General features: G+C 69.1%; 21 protein-coding genes. 10 read left to right on the top strand and 11 right to left on the bottom strand.

Annotated elements, in window-relative coordinates:
• Positions 1 to 208: 208 nt before the first annotated feature.
• Together A9976_RS21565 and A9976_RS21560 are read right to left on the bottom strand one after the other, a co-directional pair.
• Positions 209 to 1,351 (bottom strand): acyl-CoA dehydrogenase family protein, encoded by a 1,143-nt coding sequence (locus tag A9976_RS21565; RefSeq protein ID WP_013804728.1) that lies wholly within the window; start codon positions 1,349 to 1,351, stop codon positions 209 to 211.
• Positions 1,352 to 1,399: 48 nt separating this feature from the next.
• The gene (locus A9976_RS21560) at positions 1,400 to 2,965 is read right to left on the bottom strand and encodes an AMP-binding protein (RefSeq protein WP_183020700.1); all 1,566 of its coding nucleotides are present in this window, start codon (positions 2,963 to 2,965) and stop codon (positions 1,400 to 1,402) included.
• A gap of 162 nt (positions 2,966 to 3,127) precedes the next feature.
• On the opposite strand from A9976_RS21560, the gene A9976_RS21555 reads away from it, so the two are divergent.
• The 4 genes from A9976_RS21555 to A9976_RS21540 are packed head-to-tail and all read left to right on the top strand — an operon-like array spanning position 3,128 to position 7,272.
• Positions 3,128 to 4,315, top strand: a complete 1,188-nt coding sequence (locus A9976_RS21555; protein WP_183020699.1) for a thiolase family protein — start codon at positions 3,128 to 3,130, stop codon at positions 4,313 to 4,315.
• Between the two features lie 22 nt (positions 4,316 to 4,337).
• Positions 4,338 to 5,117 (top strand): SDR family NAD(P)-dependent oxidoreductase, encoded by a 780-nt coding sequence (locus A9976_RS21550; RefSeq protein ID WP_183020698.1) that lies wholly within the window; start codon positions 4,338 to 4,340, stop codon positions 5,115 to 5,117.
• 46 nt (positions 5,118 to 5,163) lie between these two features.
• Entirely contained in the window at positions 5,164 to 6,126 is a 963-nt protein-coding gene (locus A9976_RS21545) for a tripartite tricarboxylate transporter substrate binding protein (protein WP_183020697.1), read from the top strand.
• Positions 6,127 to 6,147: 21 nt separating this feature from the next.
• Positions 6,148 to 7,272, top strand: coding sequence for a CaiB/BaiF CoA-transferase family protein (locus tag A9976_RS21540; RefSeq protein WP_183020696.1), 1,125 nt, complete (start codon positions 6,148 to 6,150; stop codon positions 7,270 to 7,272).
• Position 7,273: 1 nt separating this feature from the next.
• On the opposite strand, the gene A9976_RS21535 is transcribed toward A9976_RS21540, so the two are convergent.
• Complete coding sequence (locus A9976_RS21535) at positions 7,274 to 8,056, bottom strand: IclR family transcriptional regulator (protein ID WP_183020695.1); 783 nt, start codon at positions 8,054 to 8,056, stop codon at positions 7,274 to 7,276.
• A 194-nt stretch (positions 8,057 to 8,250) separates the two neighbouring features.
• Between A9976_RS21535 and A9976_RS21530 the strand changes: the two genes are divergently transcribed.
• Positions 8,251 to 9,075, top strand: coding sequence for a hypothetical protein (locus A9976_RS21530; RefSeq protein ID WP_180288354.1), 825 nt, complete (start codon positions 8,251 to 8,253; stop codon positions 9,073 to 9,075).
• 41 nt (positions 9,076 to 9,116) lie between these two features.
• On the opposite strand, the gene A9976_RS21525 is transcribed toward A9976_RS21530, so the two are convergent.
• Entirely contained in the window at positions 9,117 to 9,941 is an 825-nt protein-coding gene (locus A9976_RS21525; protein ID WP_013804735.1) for an IclR family transcriptional regulator, read from the bottom strand.
• Positions 9,942 to 10,101: 160 nt separating this feature from the next.
• Here A9976_RS21525 and A9976_RS21520 point away from each other — a divergent pair, with 160 nt between their 5' ends.
• The 3 genes from A9976_RS21520 to A9976_RS21510 all read left to right on the top strand — a co-directional run bounded on the left by A9976_RS21520 (position 10,102) and on the right by A9976_RS21510 (position 14,440).
• Positions 10,102 to 11,082 (top strand): tripartite tricarboxylate transporter substrate binding protein, encoded by a 981-nt coding sequence (locus A9976_RS21520; RefSeq protein ID WP_183020694.1) that lies wholly within the window; start codon positions 10,102 to 10,104, stop codon positions 11,080 to 11,082.
• Positions 11,083 to 11,113: 31 nt separating this feature from the next.
• The gene (locus tag A9976_RS21515) at positions 11,114 to 13,486 is read left to right on the top strand and encodes a cytochrome P450/oxidoreductase (RefSeq protein WP_183020693.1); all 2,373 of its coding nucleotides are present in this window, start codon (positions 11,114 to 11,116) and stop codon (positions 13,484 to 13,486) included.
• A 402-nt stretch (positions 13,487 to 13,888) separates the two neighbouring features.
• Entirely contained in the window at positions 13,889 to 14,440 is a 552-nt protein-coding gene (locus A9976_RS21510; protein ID WP_183020692.1) for an N-acetyltransferase, read from the top strand.
• 12 nt (positions 14,441 to 14,452) lie between these two features.
• Here the strand turns inward: A9976_RS21510 and sugE are convergent, their stop codons facing one another.
• The 3 genes from sugE to A9976_RS21495 form a co-directional block, all read right to left on the bottom strand.
• Positions 14,453 to 14,770: a quaternary ammonium compound efflux SMR transporter SugE gene (gene sugE, locus A9976_RS21505; RefSeq protein WP_012202617.1), complete on the bottom strand. Its 318-nt coding sequence runs from the start codon at positions 14,768 to 14,770 to the stop codon at positions 14,453 to 14,455.
• Between the two features lie 191 nt (positions 14,771 to 14,961).
• Positions 14,962 to 15,450, bottom strand: coding sequence for a putative toxin-antitoxin system toxin component, PIN family (locus tag A9976_RS21500; protein WP_183020691.1), 489 nt, complete (start codon positions 15,448 to 15,450; stop codon positions 14,962 to 14,964).
• Positions 15,447 to 16,727, bottom strand: coding sequence for a class I SAM-dependent RNA methyltransferase (locus tag A9976_RS21495; protein ID WP_183020690.1), 1,281 nt, complete (start codon positions 16,725 to 16,727; stop codon positions 15,447 to 15,449). The genes A9976_RS21500 and A9976_RS21495 overlap by 4 nt, the downstream gene beginning before the upstream one ends.
• 115 nt (positions 16,728 to 16,842) lie before the next feature.
• Here A9976_RS21495 and A9976_RS21490 point away from each other — a divergent pair, with 115 nt between their 5' ends.
• On the top strand, positions 16,843 to 17,916 hold the full coding sequence (locus tag A9976_RS21490) for an ornithine cyclodeaminase (RefSeq protein ID WP_183020689.1): 1,074 nt from the start codon (positions 16,843 to 16,845) through the stop codon (positions 17,914 to 17,916).
• Between the two features lie 17 nt (positions 17,917 to 17,933).
• Positions 17,934 to 18,905 carry an arginase gene (gene rocF / locus A9976_RS21485; RefSeq protein ID WP_183020688.1) on the top strand — a complete coding sequence of 324 codons (972 nt, stop codon included), beginning with the start codon at positions 17,934 to 17,936 and terminating at the stop codon, positions 18,903 to 18,905.
• Positions 18,906 to 18,911: 6 nt separating this feature from the next.
• On the opposite strand, the gene rtcA is transcribed toward rocF, so the two are convergent.
• From rtcA to A9976_RS21465, 4 genes are all read right to left on the bottom strand, one after another.
• On the bottom strand, positions 18,912 to 19,985 hold the full coding sequence (rtcA, locus tag A9976_RS21480) for an RNA 3'-terminal phosphate cyclase (protein WP_183020687.1): 1,074 nt from the start codon (positions 19,983 to 19,985) through the stop codon (positions 18,912 to 18,914).
• Positions 19,986 to 20,236: 251 nt separating this feature from the next.
• Positions 20,237 to 21,475 (bottom strand): RtcB family protein, encoded by a 1,239-nt coding sequence (locus tag A9976_RS21475; protein ID WP_183020686.1) that lies wholly within the window; start codon positions 21,473 to 21,475, stop codon positions 20,237 to 20,239.
• A gap of 31 nt (positions 21,476 to 21,506) precedes the next feature.
• A complete protein-coding gene (locus tag A9976_RS21470) occupies positions 21,507 to 22,352 on the bottom strand; it encodes a hypothetical protein (RefSeq protein ID WP_183020685.1) in 846 nt (281 codons plus the stop codon).
• 72 nt (positions 22,353 to 22,424) lie between these two features.
• A complete protein-coding gene (locus A9976_RS21465) occupies positions 22,425 to 23,564 on the bottom strand; it encodes a slipin family protein (protein WP_183020684.1) in 1,140 nt (379 codons plus the stop codon).
• Between the last annotated feature and the right edge of the window lie 601 nt (positions 23,565 to 24,165).

Here is a 24,165-nt window from a genome sequence, read left to right as displayed (position 1 = left end):
GCCCGCAGTGTAGCCGCGCCGCCATGCCCGTGGCGCCCGGTCGGAACTTGCCCCCGAAAGCCCGGCCGCCCCGATCGCCCGTGACCCCCGAGACGGGCGCGGCCCAAAGCCAGGGGCGCCGAGCAAGAGCCGCCTCGCGGCGATGGCGCCGTCCCCCTCCCTCGCGAAGCGAGTAGAGAGGGGGAAGCCGCGCAGCGGCTCAGGGGGTTCAAAGAGTCCTGGCGATGATCTCCTTCATGATCTCGTCGCTCCCCCCGTAGATCCGCCCTATGCGCGCATCGGTCCAGGCGCGGCCGATCTGGTATTCGGTCATGTAGCCGTAGCCGCCGTGCAGTTGCAGGAATTCGTCGAGCAGGCGGTTTTGCAGCGCCGTGGCATTGAGCTTGACCATGGCCGCGCGGTCGGGGGCGAGCGCGCGGCGCAGGTGCAGGGCGATGCAGTCGTCCACGAAGACGCGCAGCATGGTGGCCTGGGCCTTGGCCTCGGCCAGCTTGAAGCGCGTGTTCTGGAAGTCGAACACCGGCTGGCCGAAGGCCTTGCGCTCGCGCGTGTAGGCAATGGTCTTGTGCAAAAAGGCCTCGATGGAGGCGGCCGCGCGCACGGCCACCACCAGGCGTTCCTGGGCCAGTTCGTGCATGAGGTACTTGAAGCCCGCGTTCTCCTCGCCCAGCAGGTGGTCGGCCGGCACGCGCACGTTGTCGAAGAACAGCTCCGAGGTGTCCTGCGCCATGAGGCCGATCTTCTCCAGCTTGCGGCCCTTGGAGAAGCCGGGCATGCCGTCCTCGACCACGATCAGGGACACGCCCTTGGCACCCATCTCGGGCGCGGTCTTGGCGACGACGATGACCAGCTCCGAATTGATGCCGTTGGTGATGAAGGTCTTCTGGCCATTGAGCACGTAGTGATCTCCCTCGCGCCGCGCCGTGGTGCGCACGGACTTGAGGTCGCTGCCCGCGCCGGGTTCGGTCATGGCGATGGCGCCGATCAGCTCGCCCGCGGCCATGCGCGGCAGCCAGCGGTCCTTCTGCGCCTTGCTGCCATAGGCATGGATGTAGGGTGCGACGATGTCCGAATGCAGCGGAAAGCCCAGCCCGCTGGCGCCCGTGCGCGCGATCTCCTCCAGCAGCACGGCGGCATGGCCGAAGTCGCCGCCGCCGCCGTAGGGCTCGGGCAGCATGGGGTTGAGCAGGCCCTCGCGCCCGGCCTTGCGCCAGACCTCCTTGGGCACGATGCCCTGGCGCTCCCATTCGGCATGGTGGGGCACGATCTCGCGCTCGAAGAAGCGGCGGGCCTGCTCGCGGAACTGTTCATGGTCTTCGCGGTAGACGGAGCGCTCGGTCAGGTCTTGCATGGGTCGGTATCCGGTGGTGGTCGATGAGGAAAGACGGTGAAGGGCCGTTCAGGCGCTGCGCAGGTTGAAGCCCGCGTAGGGCTGCTCGCGCAGCCTGTCCTTGAGCACGCGGCGCAGCAGCTTGCCCGTGGGCAGGCGCGGCAGCTCGTCCACGAACTGCAGGCGCTGCGGGCGCTTGAGGCGCGACAGCGTGGCGCCGGCCTCGGCGACGATGGCGCGCGCCATCTCGGCACTGGCCGCATGGCCCTGGCGCAGCACGACCACGGCCATGGGCTGCTCACCGAAGTCGGGCTCGGGCACGCCGACCACGGCCACCTCCTGCACGGCCGGGTGCGTGGCCAGCGCGTTCTCTATCTCCTGCGGATAGAGGTTGACGCCGCCCGACAGGATGAGGTCGGCCCGCCGGTCGCTGAGGAACAGGTAGCCCTCCTCGTCCACATGGCCCAGGTCGCCATAGGTGGCCCAGCCGCGCTCGTCGATGGCCTCGCGGGTCTTGGCGGGGTCGTTGAGGTAGGCAAAGGGCGCCACGTCCGAGAAGAACACGCGGCCGATCTGGCCCGCAGGCAGCTCCTGCCCGTCGTCGCCCACGATGCGCAGCCGCCCGTAGCTGGCGCGGCCCACGGAGCCTGGACGCCGGCGCCATTCGGCGGAGTTGATCAGGGTGATGCCGCAGCCTTCGGAGCCTGCGTAGTACTCCAGCAGGATGTCGCCCCACCAGTCCAGCAGCGCCTGCTTGACGGCCACCGGGCAGGGTGCGGCCGCATGGATGGCGCAGCGGTGGCTGGACAGGTCGTAGCCGTGCCGCACCTCCTCGGGCAGCTGCAGCAGGCGGCCCAGCATGGTCGGCACCCACTGGCTGTGGGTGATGCGGTAGCGCTCGATCATCGCCAGCGCCTGCTGGGCGTCGAAGCGCGCCGTGATCACCACCGCGCCGCCGCCATCCAGCGTGCGCAGGCAGTAGCGCAGCGGTGCTGCGTGGTACAGCGGCGCGGGCGAGAGGTAGACCGCGTCGGCATCAAAGCCCATGTTGCGCTGCCAGGCCAGGAATTCGGGATCGGCCTGCGTGCGGTAGAGCGCCGCCGGCAGTGCCTTCTTGATGCCCTTGGGCCGGCCCGTGGTGCCGGAGGAGTACAGCAGGTCGCGTCCCAGCGGACGGCCCGACAGGTCGATGGGCGCGGGCGCCTGCGCACGCCAGGCGGCCAGGGCATCGGCCAGCGACGGCAGGCCCGTGGATGCGCAGTCCCCGTCCACCGAATGCACGGTGGCCGCCAGTGCGGCCGGCAGTTGCGCCGCCGTGGCGGCCGAGGCAAAGACATGGCGTGCCCCGCTGTCGCCCAGGATGTAGGCCACCTCGGGCGCCGTCAGGTGGGTGCTGATGACCACCGCGTACAGGCCCGCCAGGCGCGCGGCCAGCACCAGCTCCAGGATCTCCACGCGGTTTTCCATCAGCACGGCCACCGTGTCGCCGGCCGCCAGGCCCTGCCCGGCCATCCACTGCGCCACCTCGCGCGAGCGCTGCGCCAGCGCGCCCGCCGTGTGCTGCTGGCCGCTGTCGCCCATGGTCAGCGCAACGCGGTCGGGCCGGGCATCGGCCCAGCTGTGAAAGTCATGCACGCCTGTCTCCTTTGCTTTTTTGAATCCGACGTCTCGAATTCATCGGGTTTTCAGCAAGTATTTTTGTTTGCGCGCGGTTTTTCATCCGGGAAAACGCTTTGTTCAATGCAAATTTCGAGACTTATCATTCATTTCATGAACCTCCAGTCTCATTAAATCCACATGAACACACCCGTCATCGTCGATGCCATCCGCAGTCCCATGGCCCGGGCCAAGCCCGATGGCGCCCTGGCCCAGCTCCATCCCGTCGATCTGCTCAGCCAGGTGCTGGAGCAGCTCGTGCAGCGCAACCGCATCGACCCCGGCGCGGTGGACGATGTGATCACCGGCTGCGTGAGCCAGGCCGGAGAGCAGGCCGGCACGCCGGGCCGCCTGGCCTGGCTGGCTGCGGGCCTGCCGGCCCATGTGCCATCCACCACCATCGACCGCAAGTGCGGCTCCAGCCAGCAGGCGGTGCACTTTGCCGTGCAGGCCATCATGTCGGGCACGCAGGACATGGTGATCGCCTGCGGCGTGGAGTCCATGAGCCGCGTGCCCATGGGCAGCTCGCGCATGGGGCAGAACACCACGGGCGCACGCTTCGATGCGCGCTTTGCGCCGGGGCTGGTGGGCCAGGGCGTGTCGGCCGACCTCGTGGCCGCGCGCTGGGGCCTGGGCCGCGAGGAACTGGATGCCTATGCCGCGCGCTCGCACCAGCGCGCCCATGCGGCCCAGTCGGCCGGGCGTTTCGAGCGCGAGATCGTGGGCATCACCACGCCTGCCGGCCGCGTCACGGCCGACGAGACCATCCGCCCGGGCACCACGGCGCAGAAGCTGGGCGCGCTCAAGGCCGTGTTCCAGAACGACGAGCTGTCGGCGCGCTTTCCGCAGATCCGCTGGCACACCACGGCGGGCAATGCCTCGCAGATGACCGACGGCGCCAGCGCCATGCTGCTGATGAGCGAGAAGCGCGCCCAGCAACTGGGCCTGCGCCCGCGTGCACGCTTCGTGGCGCTGGACGTGGTGGGCGACGATCCGCTGTACATGCTCACGGCCCCCATTCCCGCCACGCGGCGCGTGCTGGCCAAGGCCGGCATGCGGCTGGAGCAGATGGACCACTGCGAGATCAACGAGGCCTTTGCCTCCGTGCCCCTGGCCTGGCTGAAAGAGCTGAGGGAACTGGGCGCCGACCCCGAGCGCCTGAACCCGCGCGGCGGCGCCATCGCCCTGGGCCATCCGCTGGGGGCCTCGGGCATCCGCCTGATGACCACCATGCTGCACGCGCTGGAGGACAGCGGCGCGCGCTATGGCCTGCAATCCATGTGCGAGGCCGGCGGCATGGCCAACGCCACCATCATCGAACGCCTGTGAGCCAGGCACGGGAGACACATCCATGCAGCTGCAAGAGAACATGACGGCCCTGGTGACGGGCGGCGTATCGGGCCTGGGCGAGGCATCGGCACAGGCGCTGCTGGAACGCGGCCTGAACGTGGTGGTGGTGGACCTGAACGAGGAGCGCGGCGCGGCCATGGTGGACGCCGCCCGCCAGCGCCACGGCAGCCGCCTGCGCTTCGTGAAGGCCGACGTGGCCGACGCCGACCAGATGGCTGCCGCCATTGCCGCCGCCGAGGACTTCGGCGAATTCCGCGCCCTGGTGCACTGCGCGGGCGTGGGCGGGCCGCTGCGGCTGGTGGAGAAGGACGGCAGCCCGGGCTCGCTGGACAAATATACGAACATCGTGCGCGTCAACCTGATCGGCACCTTCAACACGCTGCGCTTGGCCGCGGCCAGCATGGCGCGCAACGAGGTGGTGGACGGCGAGCGCGGCGCCTGCGTGCTGACGGCCTCGGTGGCAGGCTACGAAGGGCAGATCGGCCAGATCCCCTATGCCTCGGCCAAGGCCGGCATCATCGGCATGACCCTGGTGGCGGCGCGCGACCTGGCCACCAGGATGATCCGCGTGTGCACCATCGCGCCGGGCCTGTTCGATACGCCCATCCTGGCCAAACTGCCCGAGAACATCCGCCAGTCGCTGGCCGCGTCCGTGCCCCACCCCGCACGCCTGGGCCAGCCGCCCGAGTACGCGATGACGGCTCTGCACATCCTGGAGAACCCCATGCTCAACGGAGAAACCATCCGCCTGGACGGTGCCATCCGCATGAGTCCTCGCTGAGCGCTTTCCGCGCCTCGCCAAACCCAAGGCGCACAGAGGAGACACCATGTTCAAACGCCTTACGCTGGCCGCTGCCGCATGGCTGTGCGCCACGGCCGCCATTGCAGCCGACGCCTGGCCCACGCGGCCCATCACCCTGGTCGTGCCAGGCGCGGCGGGCGGCTCGACCGATATTCCCGCGCGACTGCTGGCGCAAAAGCTGGCCGAGCGGCTGGGCCAGCCCGTCATCGTGGACAACAAGCCGGGCGCGGGCGGCTCCATAGGAGCCAGCCAGGTGGCACGCGCGCAGCCGGACGGCTATACGGTGCTGGTGGGCAACACGGGCTCCAACGCCATCAACTACACGGCCTACAAGAAGCTGCCCTACCGGCCCGAGGACTTCGTGGCGCTGACGGACATGATCTCGTTCTCCAACGTGCTGGTCGTGCCGCAGGCATCGCCGGTGCGCTCGCTGGAGGATCTGCTCAAGGCCGCGCGGCAGGCGCCGGGCAAGCTGTCGTTCTCATCGGCCGGCGTGGGCCAGACCACGCACCTGATGGGCGAGCTGCTGCGCGAGCGCACGGGCGTGGACGTGGTGCATGTGCCCTACCGCGGCTCGGCACCGGCCACGGCGGCCATCGTGTCGGGAGAGACGCAGTTCATGTTCGACAACCTCACGGCATCGCTGGTGCATATCAAGGCGGGCAAGCTGCATCCCATCGCCGTGACGGGCGCGCAGCGCGAGCCCGAGCTGCCCAACGTGCCCACCACCACCGAACTGGGCCTGCAGGACTTCGACAAGGTCGGCTGGATGGGTTTCTTCCTGCCCGCGCAGACGCCGCCCGCCGTGGTGCGCAAGCTCACCGACGGCCTTGTCGCCGTGCTCCGGGACCCCGAGGTGGCGCGCCGCTACCGCGAGCTGGGCGGTCGCCCCGGCGGCATGCCGCAGGCGCAGTTCACCCAGCTGGTGGACAACGACCGCAAGAGCTGGGGCGCGCTGATCACCAGCCGCCAGCTGCAACTCGACTGACCCGATTTCGACGGAGACGCCATGAAGGTGCTGGACAGCGTGCGCGTGCTGGAGATTGGCGGCATCGGCCCGGGGCCGTTCTGCGCCATGCATCTGGCGGACCTGGGGGCCGATGTGGTGTCCATCGTGCGGCCCGAGGCGGAACCCGCAGCCACCTCAGCCGCCTCCGCGCTGTCGCGCGGCAAGCGCTCGGTGTTCGCCGATCTCAAGTCGCCCGAAGGGCGTGACCTGGTGCTGGCCCTGGTGCGCGATGCCGATGCGCTGATCGAGGGCATGCGGCCCGGCACCATGGAGCGCCTGGGCCTGGGACCCGAGGCCTGCCAGGCCCTCAACCCGCGCCTGGTCTATGGCCGCATGACGGGCTGGGGCCAGGACGGCCCGCTGGCCCGGGCAGCCGGCCACGACAACAACTATGCGGCCGTCTCGGGCGCGCTGTGGGGATGCTCGCCGGCCGATGCCCGGCCGGTCTCGCCCTTTGCCACGCTGGGCGACATCGGCGGCGGCGCCATGTACCTGATGACGGGGCTGCTGGCCGGCATCGTGCAGGCACGCGCCACGGGTCGCGGCACCGTGGTGGATGCGGCCATCGTCGATGGTGCGGCGCACATGCTCAACCTCATGCTGCATGCGCGCCAGCGCGGGCTGGTGGCCGACGAGCGCGGCCACAGCATCCACGACAGTGCGCCGTTCTACGAAACCTATGCCTGTGCCGATGGCGGCTTCATCACCGTGGGCGCCATCGAGCCGCAGTTCCACGCCCTGCTGCTGGACAGGCTGGGCCTGGCCGGTGCCGCAGCGTTCCAGGGCCCCCAGTGGGACCGCGCCGCCTGGCCCGCGCGGCGCGCGCAGCTGCAGACGCTGTTCGCCTCCCGGCCCCGCGCGCACTGGCAGCAATTGCTGGAGGGCAGCGATGCCTGCTTCGGCGCCGTGCTCAGCCCTGTGGAAGCCGCCAGCCACCCGCACCTGCAGGCGCGTGGCGTCTATCTGCAGCCCGAAGGCGGCGCCCTGCAGGCCAGCCCCGCGCCGCGCTTTGACGGCCAGGCCTATGCACCGGGTCCTGCAAATGCCGCAGGCTCCGACACCGCCAGCGTGCTGGAGAAGGTGAGCGCAGGCCGCGTGCAGGAAGTCTGGCGCAGCGCCCGCTGACTCACGAGAGGCTGGAGGCGCCCAGCATGCCTTCGACCAGGCGCACCAGCGTGATCAGGCGCGGCCCGGCATCGCTTTCCAGCGCGCGGCTCTGCGGGCTGTAGATGGGCAGCGACACCGAGAACACCCAGTACTCGCCGTCCTGGGCCGTAGTCATGGGCACGGCGATGGACTGGATCTCGCGGTGCAGGTCGCCATGACTGCGGCAAAAGCCGTGCTCGGCCAGGTCGCGCCGCGCATCGTCGAGCCGCTCGCGCAGTTGCTGGGCGCGCGCGGGATCGTCGGCCTGCAGTTCCGCGATGAAGGCCTCGCGCTCGGCCTCGGGCAGGCTCAGCAGGTAGGCGCGGCCCGTGGCGGTGCGCGACAGCGAGATGTGCACGCCGATCTCGGGCAGGAAGACCTTGTTGGTCAGGCCGTTGGCCAGCTCCACCAGGCACAGCTGGCGGCCATGCCCCACGGCCAGCTGGATCTGGCCTTCCAGGTGGTTGGCCAGCTCCTGCATGTGCGGCCGCGCGAACTGGCGCATGTGCATGCGCGCCAGCACGGGCGAGGACAGGTTCAGCAGCCCCACGCCCGGCACGTACTTGGACAGGCGGTCCGAGTAGCGCATCAGGTTCAGTTCGCACAGGGTGTCGATCAGGCGGAACAGCGTGGGCTTGGGCAGGCCCGTCATGTCCATCAGTTCACGGGCGCTGAGTTCCTGGTGCTTGTTGGAAAAGCACTGGAGCACGGAGATGCCGCGCACCAGGGCGGCCACCAGCTTGCCACTGTCTTCTGTGTTCATGAATGGTTTTCGGCACTGCTAAAGATGAAACGATTGTCTCAATTTTCCGGCTGCCGGGCGGCAAATCCACCGGCCTTGCCGCAGTGCAAACCCTGGCGCCACCGCCGGCCGGCGCAAGCGGCAAGTCCTGGCACGGCACAATTGCCGCATCAGGCTGGCGTTGCGCGCCAGCCACTCACTTTCCAGAGCCTGCCGTGTCCGAACCGTCCTCCGCCGTCCCGCCTCCCGAGCCGCCAGACTACGACGCCTTTTTGCGCGCCCATGTGCTGAGCCAGCCCCTGAGCATCCAGCGCTATGACCGGGAAGACGAAACCATCTGGGTCAAGCGCGCGGGCGCCAGCAACCCGGCATGGCGCTATCGCGCGCTGGCCCTGCTCGCCTTGTGCCTGCGCCTGCCCGTGCTGCGGCCCGTGCCCAATCCGGGCGGCCACGAAGCCATCCGCACCGAGGTACGCCGCCTGCGCCAGCTCGCGCAACGCGGCCTGCGCGTGCCTGCCGTGCTGGCCGAGTGCGAGGACGGCTTTGCCATGCGCCACCTGGGCAGCCCCGGCGTGGAGGCGCCCTCGCTGGGCAATGCCATGGAAGCCGCCCTGCCCCGGAGCGATGGCAGCACGCTGGCGCTGTGGCTGCAGGGCCTGCAGACCCTGCAGCAGGTGCATGGCAGCGGCGACTGCCTGAGCCAGGCCTTTGCGCGCAACATGGTCTGCTGTGCCGATGGCGTGATCGGCTTCATCGACTTCGAGGACGACCCCGCTGCCCACCTGCCCCTGGCGCTGTGCCGCGTGCGCGATGCCCTGTGCTACGCCCACTCCACGGCCTGGATACTGGAGCAGGCCGGCGCCATGCCGGCCGCGCGCACGGCCTGGCGGGACTTCGTGCAGTCCATGGAACCCGAGACCCGCGCCCTGATGGCGCGCACCGTGAAACAGCTGGCCTGGGTGCGCCGCCTGCCCGAAAGCCGCCGCCTGGGCCGCGACATGCAGCGCGTGCGCATGGCCTACACGCTGGTGACGCCGTAGCGTCAGCGGGCTGCAGGCCTCAGCCGGGCCTCAGCCGGCCTTCAGCCGGGCAGATGGCCCAGCGAGGCGCTGACGCGCGCCGCTTCGGCGCGCAGGGCCCGGGCCACCGCGCCCTGCGGGTCCGGGTCGAAGCCGCCGCTGGCGCCCAGCGCGCACAGCACGCCCACCACATGGCCCGTGTAGTCGTGCAGCGGCGCCGCCACGGCGCTGATGCCCGGCAGGTTGACGTCGCGCACCGAGGCGCAGCCCGCAGCGCGGATCTCGCGGCGCAGCGTGCCCAGCGGGTCCGCGCCATCGAGCAGCGCGCGCCGCGCGGCCGGCGCCTCGGCCAGCTCCCGGGCCAGCAGCGCATCCACGCGGGCATCGTCGTCCATGAAGGCGAAGAAGGCGCGCCCCGTGGCCGACCACAGCAGCGACATCACCGAGCCCACGCGCACATTGACGGTGACCGGCAGGCCCGGCTCCTCGAAGCGCACGATGGTCGGCCCCAGGTTGCCCATCACGGCCACGAAGCTGGTGACCTGCAGGGCCTCGCGCAGGTGCAATAGGGCCGGCTCGGCCAGGCGGATGGGGTCGGACTGCCGCATGGCGGCCAGGCCCACGCGCATGGCCTCGGCCGCCAGCGCGTACTGCGTGCCGCCACGGTCCTGCTCCACCAGCCCCTCGGCCATCAGGCTGGCCAGATAGCGGTGGACCTTGGCCGGGCTTTCCTCCACCGCGCCCGCGATGGCCGTGAGGCTGGCGCGTCCGCCCAGCGTGGCCAGCGCCTTGAGCACGGCCAGGCAGGTCTCGGCGGCCTGCACGCGCTGGCGCCTTTCGCGCGGCGGCGCGGGCTCGTCAATCTCGGAGGCAACAGTGGAAGTCATGGCGGCAGGGCGGGTCTGGAAAGGCCTGTTTTAAGGGCTGGCGGGGCATTGTGCCGCAGCTTGCGGGTAATCCCGGGCGGTGTTTTTACGCAATGCGTAGAAAAATTACGCAAAACAAGATTCCATGGATTCCACCCAGGCCTCACCGGAGACAAGCCCCATGCACAAGCGCCTTTTCCTCACCACACTGGCCGCAGGCCTGCTATCGGCCACCGCCCTGCCCGGCGCGCTGGCCCAGGACGGATTCCCCAGCAGGAACGTGCGCTGGATCGTTCCCTACGCGGCCGGCGGCGGCTCGGACTTCCTGGCCCGCACCATAGGCCAGGCCTGGGGCGGCCAGGTGCACCAGCCCATCGTGGTGGACAACCGCCCGGGCGGCAACACGGCCATAGGCGCCTCGGAAACCGCGCGTGCCGCCGCCGATGGCTACACCGTGCTGTCGGCCGACAACGGCACCCTGGTCTTCAATCCCGTGCTCTACAAGAGCCTGAGCTACAACCCCGCCAGGGACCTCGCGCCGGTCACGCTGATGGGCCGCTTCCCGATGATCCTGGTGGCCGGCCCCGGCATGGCAGCGGCCACGGCCAAAGACTTCCTGGCCCAGGCGCGTACCGGCAAGGACGGCGTGAACTACGCCTCGGCCGGCGCCGGCAGTCCGCACCACCTGGCCATGGAACTGCTCAGGGTGGAGGCCGGCCTGAAGCTGGTGCACGCACCCTACAAGGGCGCGGCGCCGGCGCTGGGCGACGTGGCCGGCGGCCAGGTGCCCGTGATGATGGTGGACCTGGCCGCGGGCGCAGGCTTCATCAAGGGCGGCAAGGTCCGCCCGCTGGCCGTGGCCAACGCCACGCGCCTGCCCCAGTTGCCCGACGTGCCCACATTCGCCGAACTGGGCCTGCCCAAGGTGCAGGCCGCCGCCCTGGTGGGACTGGTGGCACCCGCCAGGACCCCGGCCCCGGTCATCGCGGCCCTGCACAGGCAGGTCGTGGCCGCGATCAACGAGCCCGCCGTGCGCCAGAAGCTCGTGGATTTCGGCGTGGAGCCCGTGGGCAACACGCCCGAGCAGTTCGCCGCGCTGCTGGCCAGCGAAAGCGCGCGCTGGCACCAATTGATCCGCGACCAGAACATCACTTTGGATTGACCCTCCGCGCCTGCCTGCCTGCGAACCTGCCATGACTGCCTCCGCCGCCTCCAACGCCGCCCCGTCCACCTCTGCGCCAGCCTCCGCGCGCTGCCCCTTCGACCACCGCCAGCCCAGCGGCCAGACCGGCCCCACGGGCTGCCCCGTCAGCGCGGGTGCCGCGGCCTTCGACCCGTTCAGCGACGGCTACCAGCAGGACCCGCCCGAATACGTGCGCTGGGCGCGCGAGCAGGAGCCGGTGTTCTACAGCCCGCAACTGGGCTACTGGGTGGTCACGCGCTTCGACGACATCAAGGCGGTGTTCCGCGACAACATCGCCTTCAGTCCCTCGATCGCGCTGGAGAAGATCACGCCCACGGGCGAGGAGGCCAATGCCGTGCTGGCCTCCTACGGCTTCGCGCTGAACCGCACCCTGGTCAACGAGGACGAGCCCGCCCACATGCCGCGCCGCCGCGCGCTGATGGACCCGTTCACGCCCGAGGAGCTGCGCCACCACGAGCCCATGGTGCGCGAGCTGGCGCGCGCCTATGTGGACCGCTTCATCGACGACGGCCGTGCCGACCTCGTGGACCAGATGCTGTGGGAGGTGCCGCTGACCGTGGCCCTGCACTTTCTCGGCGTGCCCGAGGAGGACATGGACCGGCTGCGCGAGTACTCCATCGCCCACACCGTCAACACCTGGGGCCGGCCCCGGCCCGAGCAGCAGGTGGCCGTGGCCCATGCGGTGGGCAACTTCTGGCAGCTGGCCGGCAAGGTGCTGGCCAAGATGCGCGAGAACCCCGATGCGCCGGGCTGGATGCAATACGGCATACGCAAGCAAAAGGAGCTTCCCGAGGTCGTCACCGACTCCTACCTGCACTCCATGATGATGGCCGGCATCGTGGCCGCGCACGAGACCACGGCCAATGCCACGGCCAACGCCGTCAAGCTGCTGCTGCAGCATCCCGGCGCCTGGAAGCAGATCTGCGAGAACCCAGCGCTGATCCCCAATGCCGTGGAGGAATGCCTGCGCCACAACGGCTCGGTGGCCGCCTGGCGGCGCCTGGCCACGCGCGACGTGGTGATCGGCGGCGTGGCCGTGCCGGCGGGCTCGAAGCTGCTCATCGTGACCTCGTCGGCCAACCACGACGAGCGGCATTTCGCCGATGCCGACTTCTTCGACATCCACCGCGACAACGCCGGCGACCACCTGACCTTCGGCTATGGCTCGCACCAGTGCATGGGCAAGAACCTGGCGCGCATGGAGATGCAGATTTTCCTGGAGGAGTTCACGCGCCGCCTGCCCCACATGCGGCTGGCCGAGCAGCGGTTCACCTACGTGCCCAACACCTCGTTCCGGGGCCCCGAGCACCTGTGGGTGGAGTGGGACCCGGCCCTCAACCCCGAGCGCGCCCGTCCCGCCCTGCTGCAGGCGCGCCAGCCCGTGCGCATCGGCGAAGCCCTGCAGGGCGGCGCCAGCCGGCCCATGGTCGTGGCCGAGGCCGAGGCCGCCGCCGAAGGCGTGCTGCGCCTGCGCCTGAAGGCCGCCGACGGACACGCCCTGCCGCGCTGGACGCCGGGCTCGCACATCGACCTGCAATGCGGCGACACGGGCCTGTCACGCCAATACTCGCTGTGCGGCGACCCGCAGGACACCGGCAGCTACGAGATTGCCGTGCTGCGCGAAGCCAACGGCCGTGGCGGCTCGGCCTGGGTGCACGAGCATCTGCACCGCGGCGCCAAAGTACAGGTGCGTGGCCCGCGCAACCATTTCCCGCTGGATGAAGGCGCCAGCCACCTGATCCTGGTGGCCGGGGGCATCGGCATCACGCCCATCTCGGCCATGGCACGGCGCGCCAGGGCGCTGGGCCTGTCCTATGAAATCCACTACAGCGGCCGGCGCCGCGCGGCCATGGCGCTGCTGGCGCCGCTGCAGGCCGAGCACGGCGCCAGTCTGCATCTGTACGTGGCGGAGGAAGGCCGGCGCGCCGACTACGCCGCCCTGCTGGCCACGCCGCGCGCCGGAGCCCGCATCCATGCCTGCGGACCGGCGCGCCTGCTGGACGGCCTGGAGGCCGCCAGCCGCCACTGGCCCGAGGACAGCCTGCGCGTGGAGCATTTCGTCTCCACCGTGGGGGCGCTGGACCCTGCCAGGGAGCAGGGCTTCGAGGTGGAACTGCGCGCCTCGGGCCTCGTGCTGCAGGTGCGCAACGACCAGACGCTGCTGGACGCCCTGCGCAGCGCGAAGATCGAAGTGCAAAGCGACTGCCGGGAAGGGCTGTGCGGGTCCTGCGAAGTGCCCGTGCTCGCAGGCGAGGTGGACCACCGCGACATGGTGCTCACGCGCGGCGAGCGCGCGGCCTGCACCAAGATGATGAGCTGCTGCTCGCGCGCCAGGAGCGGCAGGCTGGTGCTGGGCCTGTAGCCAGGGCTACAGGGCAGCCCTGCGCCCAGAAACACAAAAGCCCCAAGGCCATCATCGGCAATGGGGCGATCGCATCGGTGGGCGCGCTTCAGGGCGCACCTGCCTCCAACCGGATTACTGGTTGGCGATTTCGAGCTCGGCGTTGCGGGCTTGCTGGATGAAATCGATCAGGGAATAGATTGCTTGGCGCATGGTGAACTTCCTTACTGAGACGCTCAACAATCACTGGCGGCATGCATCTCAACTGCCGCGAATGCCGGGAAAACCCTCTAAGCGTTTACCCTAGGTCTAAGTATAAACCACTAGATCCACGCGTGCAAATGCACAGTTGCAAGCGCACGTCAAGATTCCGCGGAGGCGCCCAACTGCGTCCCAATGTCAGGCATGGGATGATTCAGGCTTATGACCGCGCCTTCCGTTTCCCTCGCACCCTGGCACATAGAGCCGCTGAACCCGGCCGAGGCGCCGTGGCCGCTGCTGCTGTCGGCGGATCCGTCGCGGGAGAAGGTGCGCGGCTATCTGGCGGGCTCCACCTGTTTTGCCGCGCGCGAGTCCTTCCAGCGCGAAGGCCAGCCGCCGCGTCCCGGCGGGCGCGGCGAGGTATTGGGCATGTGCGTGCTGGTGCCGCTGCGCGCCAGCGGCGACGAGGCATCGGCCCCTCCCGCCTGGGAGCTGATGAACATCGCGGTCGCGGAATCGCTGCACCACAGGGGCCTGGGCACCGCCCTGCTGCGCCGGGCCATTGCCTGGGCGCGCTCGCAAGATGCTCCCCGCATCGAGGTCGGCACGGGCAGCTTCGGCGACCAGCTGGTCTTCTACCAGCGCGCGGGTTTTCGCGTGACGGGCATAGACAGGGATTTCTTCCTCAGGCACTACACCACCCAGCTGTGGGAGCGCGGCGTGCAGCACCGCGACATGCTGCGGCTGACGCTGGAGCTGGGCACGGGTCGCTGAACGGCCGCCCGCTCAGTCCGAAGACAGCTTCATCAGCACCAGGCCCGAGACGATGAGCACGGCCGCGCCGATGCGCATGGCGCTGACCTGCTCGCCCAGGACCGTGATGCCGACCAGGAAGGCGCCCACGGCGCCGATGCCGGTCCAGATCGTGTAGGCCGTGCCCAGCGGCAGGCTGCGCATGGCCACGGCCAGCAGGCCGAAGCTGGCGATCATGGTGACGATGGTGATGGCGCTGGGCACCAGCCGCGTGAAGCCGTGCGATTGCTTCATCGAAAACGCCCAGACCACTTCGAGCAGCCCCGCCACCAACAGATAGACCCATGCCATGGAAAACTCCTTGTGGAGCCGGGTCGTCCCGGCGCATGCATGTCCCGGTGCGGGGGAGGCCGTCCTCCTGGCAGAAGGGCTTGCGCCTGCTGCATGGCCGCCAGTTTAGGAGAAAGCCGGCAAGGCGGGCGCGCCTGTGTCGGTACCCCGGCCTGGCCTGGGTGGTTGCCGCACCACAGCGACGGCGGGCTTCAGGCGGCCAGCGCCTCTTCCTGTTCAGCCAGCAGGATGTTGCCCACGGTGGCGCCCAGGCCCGCCACGCGCTTGCGCAGCTTGAGCACGGCCTTGTCCTTGCTGATCAGCAGCGCCTGGTGCTGGCTGGCCAGGTCCAGGAAATGCTGGTCGTCGGGGTCGGTGCAGGCAAAGCGGATGCGCGGCGCATCGGCCACGTATTCGACGGCTCCGTCGAAGGCCGAGAGCACGCCTTCGGCCGTCTTGCCGTAGAAGGCCACGCGCGGCGCGATCTGGCTGTAGTGCAGCACGCGTTCGAGTTCGAGGCGCTGGGCCTGGTCGGCGATCCAGCGCATCTGTCCCTGCTCCACCAGTTCGCGGATGGGGGGGACATGCGGATCGTCGAAGATCAGCATGTCAAGGACCACATTGGTATCGAGCACCACGGGCCGGGGCAGGGGCCCCTGGTAGCCATCGTTGCACTGCGGCCAGCGCAGCACGATCTTCATGGTGCGGCGCCCTCTGCCGGGCCTTCGGCGGCCTTTCTGGGCTTGACTGCGCCACGGACCATGTCGAAGCGGAACAGCCGGCACTCGATGGGGCCGTTCCACATGGGCGTGCGGCGCGCCTCCTTCAGGCGCATCTTGCCGGGCAGCTTGAGGTCGGGCGTGAGCATCCAGGCGCTCCAGCCGCTGTAGTTCTTCTTCCAGTGGGTGGCCAGCTGGCTGAAGAATTCCACTCCGTCCTCGGTCTGTGCCGTCTCGCGGCCCGCGCGCTCGACCACTTCCATGCGCTCGCCAGCGCTGCGGCCGGCCGAGCCGGCTGCGGCAATGCGCTCGCCATAGGGCGGGTTCAGCAGCATCAGGCCGGGCTGCTCGCAGGGCGGCATGCGCTGCAGCGCGTCGCCGCCGCGCAGTTGCACGGTCTGGCCCACGCCCGCACGCTCGGCGTTGCGCTGGGCAAAGTCCACCATGCGGTGGGACACGTCGGAGCCATAGATGGCCACGGGGCTGTCGGGCAGGATCGCGGCCTCGGCCTCGTCCAGCATGGCTTCCCACACATGCCTCTGGAAGGGCACCAGCTTCTCGAACGCAAAGCGCCGCAGGATGCCGGCCGGAATGCGCCGGGCAATCTGCGCGGCCTCGATCAGCACCGTGCCGCTGCCGCAGCAGGGGTCGTACAGCGGCTGGGGATCGTCGCCGTGCGGGTCCCAGCCCGTGGCGGCGATCATGGCCGCGGCCAGGGTTTCCTTGAGCGGCGCATCGCCCTTGTCCTCGCGCCAGCCGCGCTTGAACAGCGCCTCGCCCGAGGTGTCGATGTAGATGGTGGCCTCGTCCGTGGTCAGGTGCAGGTGCACGCGCACGTCGGGGTGGCGCGTTTCCACGTCGGGGCGCACGCCCTTCCTGTCGCGGAAGCGGTCGGCAATGGCGTCCTTGACGCGCAGCGCCGCGAAGTTGAGGCTGGTCAGCGGGCTGTGCTGGGCCGTGACCTCGATCTTGAAGCTCTCGCGCGGGGAGAACCAGATCTCCCAGGCCACTTCGCTGGCGGCGCGGTACAGGTCGTTCTCGTTGCGGTACAGGGTCTGCGACAGCTGCACCAGCACGCGCTGGGCCAGCCGGCTGTGCAGGTTCAGCAGCAGGGCGTCGCGCCACAGGCCGCGCACCATCACGCCGCCACGGCCCACCATGAGGTCGTGGCCGCTCAGGCCGGTGATCGCGTGGACCTCGTCGGCCAGAAATCCCTCGACGCCGGCGGCGCAGGGCAGAAACAGATGCAGTTGGTTCATAGCTAGGGTGCCGAGCATACGCGCACCGCGATTCCCCGCGCAGGCGCCAGCCGAAACCCGCTTGCCTGCGCTTGGGCCCGGGCCTACAGTGGAAGCAACCGCCAGGGAGAGCACCATGAAGCCTCGAACCATGCCCGTCCACACGGATTTCCTTGGCGCCACGCAGGCCGCACGCCTGGTGGCGCAGGTCGGCGTTGCCGCCTGCCTGGCCGGTCTGGCCGATGCCATCGAGCAAGACTTCGCGCGCTGGCCCGATTTCGAGAAATCGGCCCGCATCGCCCACCATTCGCCGGGCGGCGTGATCGAACTCATGCCCGTGTCCGATGCGCTCGACTACGCCTTCAAGTACGTCAACGGCCACCCGGACAACGCCGACCGGGACCTGCCCACGGTGATGGCCTTCGGCGCCCTGGCCGACGTGGCCACGGGCCTGCCGGTCTTCCTGTCCGACCTGACGCTGGCCACGGCGCTGCGTACCGCCGCCACCTCGGCGCTGGCCGCACGCCGGCTGGCGCGGCCGGGCTGCCGCAGCATGGCGCTGATCGGCGCAGGATCGCAGTCCGAATTCCAGGCCCTGGCCTTCACCCACCTGCTGGGCGTGGAACGGCTGCGCATCTTCGACATCGATGTCCAGGCCATGCGCAAGCTGGTGGACAACCTGGGCCATGCGGGCATCGCGGCCCAGCGCATCACCTGCTGCGCCAGCAGCGCCGAGGCCCTGGAGGGCGCCGACATCGTGACCACGGTGACGGCCGCCAAGCACCGTGCCTGCGTGATCGCCGATGCCGATGTGCGCCCGGGCACCCACATCAACGCCGTCGGCGGCGATTGCCCCGGCAAGACCGAACTGCCCCTGGCACTGCTGCGGCGCGCACGCATCTTCGTGGAGTTCACGCCGCAGACGCGCGTGGAAGGCGAGTTGCAGCAGTTGCCCGCCTACACGCCCGTGACCGAGCTGTGGCAGGTCATCAACGGCCAGGCGCCGGGCCGCGGCCATGACACGGAGATCACGCTGTTCGACTCCGTGGGCTTTGCGCTGGAGGACTATTCGGCGCTGCGCTGGCTGCGGGCCCTGGCCCGCGACACCGGACTGATGCAGTCGATCGACCTGGTGCCCGCGCTGGCCGACCCGCGCGATCTGTACCGGCTGGTGCGCGAGGCAGGGCAGGCAGAACGCGGCTTTGGCTGACACGGCAGTTGCATACCATGGGCCCCATGAGCATGACCACCCGCACGAACAAGGCCACGAATACCGCACACGCCCTGAGACTCATCGGCGTGCCCACCGACATCGGCGCCAGCCGCCTGGGCAGCGCCATGGGGCCGGACGCACTGCGCGTGGCCGGCCTGGGCCCGGCGCTGCGCCAGCTGGGCTGCCAGGTGAGCGACATCGGCAATCTGGCAGGCCCGCCCAATCCGCAGACACCGCCCGAGCAGGGGCTGCGTCACCTCGCGCCGGCCCGCGCCTGGATGGACGCCGTGCACCAGGCCGTGGGCCAGGCGCTGGACGACGGCGAGCTGCCGCTGATGCTGGGCGGCGACCACAGCCTGGCCATGGGCTCGATCAGCGCCGTGGCCACCCACTGCCGCCGACGGGGCCGCGCGCTGCGCGTGATCTGGCTCGATGCCCACGCCGACTGCAACACGCCCGATATCTCACCCAGCGGCAACCTGCACGGCATGCCCGTGGCCAGCCTGTGCGGCCTGGGGCCCGCGGCGCTGACCGCGCTGTCCCAGGGCGGCGATCCGGCGCTGGCAGCCGCCTCGCTGTGCCAGATCGGCCTGCGCAGCGTGGATGACCAGGAAAAGCGCCTGCTGCATTCGCTGGGCGTGGAGGTCTATGACATGCGCGCCATCGACGAACTGGGCATGCGCGAGGTCATGCGCCGCGCGCTGGAAGACCTGGAAGGCAGCGACACCCACCTGCACCTGAGCTTCGACGTGGACTATCTCGATCCCGACATCGCGCCCGGCACCGGCACCCCCGTGCGCGGCGGCCCCAGCTACCGCGAGGCCCAGCTGTGCATGGAGATGCTGGCGGACACCGGACGCCTGGGCTCGATGGATCTGGTGGAGCTCAATCCCGCGCTGGATGTGCGCAACCAGACGGCCGAGCTGGTGGTGGACCTGCTGGAGAGCCTGTTCGGCAAGAGCACCCTGGTGCGGGCCGATCGCTGAGGCCGCTCAGGCTGGCGAGAGCGAAACACGCCAGCCGTCGCCCGCGGCGTCCGTGGCGAAGCGCACGGGCATAAACCGCTCGGGCACAAAGCGCACAGGCACAAAGCGCTCGATCACCTCGAAATTGCTGCGCGCATGCGGCGTCAGTTCCGTGCAGGTGTAGCAGGCACCACGCCCGCTGCGCCAGACGGCCAGCGCCAGCGGCAGAGCCCATTGGTCGGCCAGGTACGGGCCCAGCGCGGCCCGGCTGCCCTGGTGGCGGCGCACCTCGCGCGCCAGGTCATGGGCCACCTTTTCGGCGCTGATGCCCTTCATGCCGAACTGCGTGAACACTTCGCTCAGGCGCTCATAGGCCAGCGTGGCCAGCAGCGCATTGCCCGGCCCCTCGTTCTGGCGCACGGCAGCCACCTGCAGCTGCTCGCCAGACCAGCCCAGGGCCTGGCCCAGATGGTCCAGTTCGCGCTGGGCCACCGCGCGTGGCAGCGCGGGCGCAAAGCATTCGGCATGGCTGGCCACGGGGGCGCCGCGTTCGGTGATATCGAAAGGCGCCAGCCCATTGGTTGCCGGCGTGATCGTCACGTCCATCTCGCCGCCACCGGCCGGGTAGAAGCCCAGCCGGCGCAGCCGCAGTTCGGAGCGCGCGCCCAGCCTGTGCAGCAGCGGCGCATAGCTGCGCTCCAGGAAGTGGAAGGGCGGCGCGGCCGGGTTGTGGGTGCCGCCGCCCAGGGTCAGGCGGCTTTCTCCATCGGCCAGCATCAGCGCGGGCCACAGCGTCTGCAGCAGCAGGGTGCAACTGCCCGCCGAGGCGATCACGAAGCGGTACTCGCCCGCACGCACCGGCCCCGGCGTGAATTGCAGCACCTGCGAATTCATCTGGGCGCCCTGCATCTGCGCGCCGCAGATTTCGGCGGCGGCATTGACGCAGGCCAGGTGCTGGCGCATCAGGCCCGGCTTGGCGCGCCCGGCACGGATGCGCTGCATGGCAAAGGGCTGGCCCGTGCACATGGACAGCGCCAGCGCGCTGCGCAGCATCTGGCCTCCGCCCTCCCCGGCGGAGCCGTCGATCTCGATCATCTTCATTGCTCTTTCCTGTTCTTCTTCTCGGTTTGTCCAGGGTCTTGCTATGCATCTGCGCCAAAGCGCGCCACGGCATCCCGCAGATTCTCTTTTCAATTGCCACGCCTCATGAGACTGGCATGCCCCAAGCAAGGGACACCGAGGAAGGGCCTGGGCCGGCCGCTCCGCACCGAGGGTGTCGCCCCCCTCCCCCGCGAAGCGGGTAGAGAGGCGCCGTGCAACGGGGGGAAGCGGCGCAGCCGCTCAGGGGGTGCCTATCCTTTCACGCACACCACCTGTTTGAGCGTGTGCACCACCTCGACCAGATCCTGCTGCGCGGCCATGACGGCATCGATGTCCTTGTAGGCCATGGGAATCTCGTCCACCACGTTGGCATCCTTGCGGCATTCCACGCCCTCGGTGGCCTTGATGTGGTCCTCCACGCTGAACATCTTCTTGGCCTTGGTGCGGCTCATCACGCGGCCCGCACCGTGGCTGCAGCTCTCGAAGCTCTCCGGGTTGCCCAGGCCGCGCACGATATAGCTGCGCGCGCCCATGCTGCCCGGGATGATGCCCAGCTCGCCGCGCCGCGCGCTCACCGCGCCCTTGCGGGTGATGAACACGTCCTGGCCGAAATGGCGCTCCTGCTGCACGTAGTTGTGGTGGCAGTTCACCGCCTCCACATGCGACTCGAAGGGCTTGGCGATCACCTTGCGCACCGTGGCGATGAGGTTGGCCATCATCACCTCGCGGTTGCGCATGGCGAACTTCTGCGCCCAGGACACGCCACGCACATAGTCGCCAAAGTAGCGGGCTCCTTCCTCGAAATAGGCCAGGTCCTTGTCGGGCAGGTTGCGCTGGTGCAGTTCTGCGTCCTTCTTGGCCAGCTCGATGAAATGGGTGCCGATGGCATTGCCCACGCCGCGCGAGCCCGAGTGCAGCATGAACCACACGAAGCCCGCCTCGTCCAGGCAGATCTCGATGAAGTGGTTGCCGCTGCCCAGCGTTCCCAGGTGCTTGCGGTTGTTGGTGTTGGCCAGGCGCGGATGCAGCTCGCACAGCAGGTCGAACTCATCGGCCAGCGTGGCCCAGACCTGGTCCACCGACACGGGCGGATTCTCCCAGCTACCCGGATCGCGGCCCCGGTGGCGCGGCACCGAGCCATGCGGCACGGCCTGCTCTATGGCCGAGCGCAGCGGGCCCAGGTTGTCGGGCAGGTCCTCGGCGCGCAGCGTGGTCTTGGCCGCCATCATTCCGCAGCCGATGTCCACGCCCACGGCCGCAGGGATGATGGCCTTGATGGTCGGGATCACCGAGCCCACGGTGGCGCCTATACCCAGGTGCACATCGGGCATGGCCGCGACATGCTTGAACACCACGGGCAGGCGCGCGGCGTTCTCCAGCTGCTTGCGCGCCTCGTCCTCCACGGGCACGCCCCTGGTCCACATCTTGATGGGGACGCCGCCCTCGACTTCATGCTGTTGGTAGCTGTTCATGGTGCTGTTTTCTTTCATGTCTTTGTTCTTCATCGAATCGTTTGGCGCTTCAAGCAGCCATGGCATCGAATACCGCGCCCAGGCGCTCGTCCAGCGGGTAGCACTGATGGTCGCGCTTGCCAGAAGGCAGCCAGGTGCTGGCCGGGCCTCGCTCGGCCAGCTGCAGCAATTGCCTGGCCCAGTGGTTCTTCGTGGAGGTCTGCGAAAGCCATTGCTCCATCGTTGCCCGGTAGCCATTGCGATCGGATGCGAAGGCGTTGCTGATGCAACGCCCGTCCCAGATGAATTCGTAGAAGCAGGCATCGACAAAATGCAGCGTGGCGCTCTCGCTGTCGCAGGTCAGCCAGTGGTCCAGCAATGGCTGGAGCGGCACACCGGCATAGTCCCACATGAGCAAGACGGAGAAGGCCTCATCCCCCTGGAAGACACCTGCTTCCGGCTCGGCCCATTGCTCCAGCCCCAAGGCAAAGAATGCTTGTGCGAAGCCCTGCAAGGCCGCGCTTTCCTGCGATGAAAAGGAGCCGGGCTCGCAACGCCCGAGGCGGTCCAGATACAACTCGGTGGAGTGGTGCAGCCTTGCGCCCTGCGCCAGCAGTTCCAGCATTCTTGGCGCCAGGTACTTGATCTCATCTGCAGGCTGGACCACGCTTTTGGCAGCGTCGTTGTATTGGTAGAAATGGTGCTCGGTCAGGCAGCGCAGAGGCAGGCGGCGCATCTCGCGCTCCAGGTCCGGATCCATGCAGCATGCAACGCAAGCGTCCAGCGGTACCGACGGCGACCTGTATCCCGCAAAGCTCTGGTAGAGCGCCTGTGTTGCAGCAGCCAGTGCGTCTGCACGCTCCTGTATTTGCGCAGCACGCGATTGCATCTTTCCCGATGTCATGTTTTTGTCCATGGTGTCTCTCCTTCAAGGGCAGGCATGAAGCATCTGGCACCGCCAGCCACTCCATACCTGCTCATCACGTGATCAACGCATCTTCACCAGCCCGTTGAGCACCTGGTCCAGCCCGCCGAACACGGAGATCTTGTCGATGCGCTCGGCCACGCGTTCCAGCGTCTCCAGCTCCTTCATGCGCAGGGCCACGGGGTTGTCCTCCATGACCTTGGCGGTGTTGAGCAGCGAGCGCGTGGCGGCCGTTTCCTCGCGGCGGCGGATCACGTTGGCCTGGGCCTGCTTTTCGGCCTGCACCACCTGGGTCAGGATGGCCTTCATCTCGCCGGGCAGCACGATGTCCTTCACGCCCACGCTCTCCAGGACCATGCCGAACGGCTGCAGCCTGGCGGCCATGTGCGCGGTCACCACGTCATCGATCACCGTCTTGTTCTCCAGCAGCTCATCGAGCGTGCGGGTGCCCACGGCGGCGCGCAGCGCGAACTGCAGCTCCCGGTACAGGTGCTCGGCAGGCTTTTGCAACTGGGCAAAGGCGCGCAGCACGTCGGTGTGGCGGTAGGTGGCACTCAGGTTCAGGCGCAGGCTCACCTTGTCGCGGGTCATGATGTCCTGGCCCGAGACCTCGACGGCCTGCAGGCGCAGGTCCACCAGCTCCACGGCAATGCTGCGGCCGAACTTCCAGAATGCATGGCTGCCGGCCTGCAGCAGGCGGTCCACCTTGCCGTCGATGGTCAGCAGCGCGCACTGGCCTGCGGGCACCTGCACCTGCAGCACGCCGTTGAGACCGGACACGCTGCGCTGGCGCAGCTGCGTCTGGGTCAGGCGCGCCGCCAGGGCGGCGGGCAGCTCGGCGCCGGCCTGCAGGTCGACCACCTGCACGCTCACATCCACCAGTCCCTTCCAGTACAGGCGGCGCGTGCCGGGCGGCAGGATCTCGACCAGCACGCCGTTTTCGCTGCGCAGGCCCGCCTCGGTTTCGGACAGTTCCACGCGCAGGAATTCGGCGGCCACCACGGCGGGCTCCTGCGCCATCAGGTAGTCGGCCAGGCCGTGCGTGAAGGCGGGCTGCTCCAGGGCAAAGGTTTCCACGCGCAGCTGGTCGGTGCCGGCAAACAGCCAGTGCCGGCCGCTGTGCAGCACGCGCTCGAAATCGCCATTGCGCAGCAGCAGGGCGCGTTCGTTCTTCTTGACGGTGATGCGTTGGATCTTCAGCATTTCTTCTCCTCGTTCGGCGTCTTCGCCGCAATCAATAGGGGTGCCGTTACAGCAGCGGCGGGGTTCCAGGGGGCACGGCCCGGGCCTTGCAGTGCGCCGTGGCGGCAACCCTGGAAACAGGTTGCAGCGTGGCTGGCTGCGGGCGCGGACCGTGCCGGAACCTGGCACAGCCGCCGCCGCTGACGGGTGGCGGCCTGGGGCTGCATCGCAACCCGGTGGCCACCTCCCGCGTTCGGCGGGTGGTCTTTCGACCGTTTCAATAGCCCGGCCTTGCGGCCGGAAGAGTGGACAGGAATCGAACCTGCGACAGTCCTCTTGCGAGGGTGCTCTACCAGACTGAGCTACCAGTGGCTGGCAAGCCTGGAGTCGAACCAGGCGTCCCTTGCGGGACGGTTTCCACAACCTTGCCGTTACCCAGCGCTTGCGGCGTGCGGCATGCGGGAAATCGACAAGCCCCTGGGGGCCCGGACTTCCGGCACCGGCGGGGCGGGCCTTTGCCCCAACCCCGGCCTGTGAGCGGTCACCGCTTGCACTGGATGCCTTGGTTATTGCGAGATGCGTGCCAGCCTGGCATCAGGCGCCAAACTATTCTTCAACCCAT

The organism is Delftia sp. UME58 (genome assembly GCF_014170385.1).
In the GTDB taxonomy this organism is placed as follows: Bacteria; Pseudomonadota; Gammaproteobacteria; order Burkholderiales; family Burkholderiaceae_C; genus Comamonas; species Comamonas acidovorans.
The sequence above is the reverse complement of the archived record's forward strand: the minus strand, read 5'-3'. Positions and strand labels throughout refer to the sequence as shown.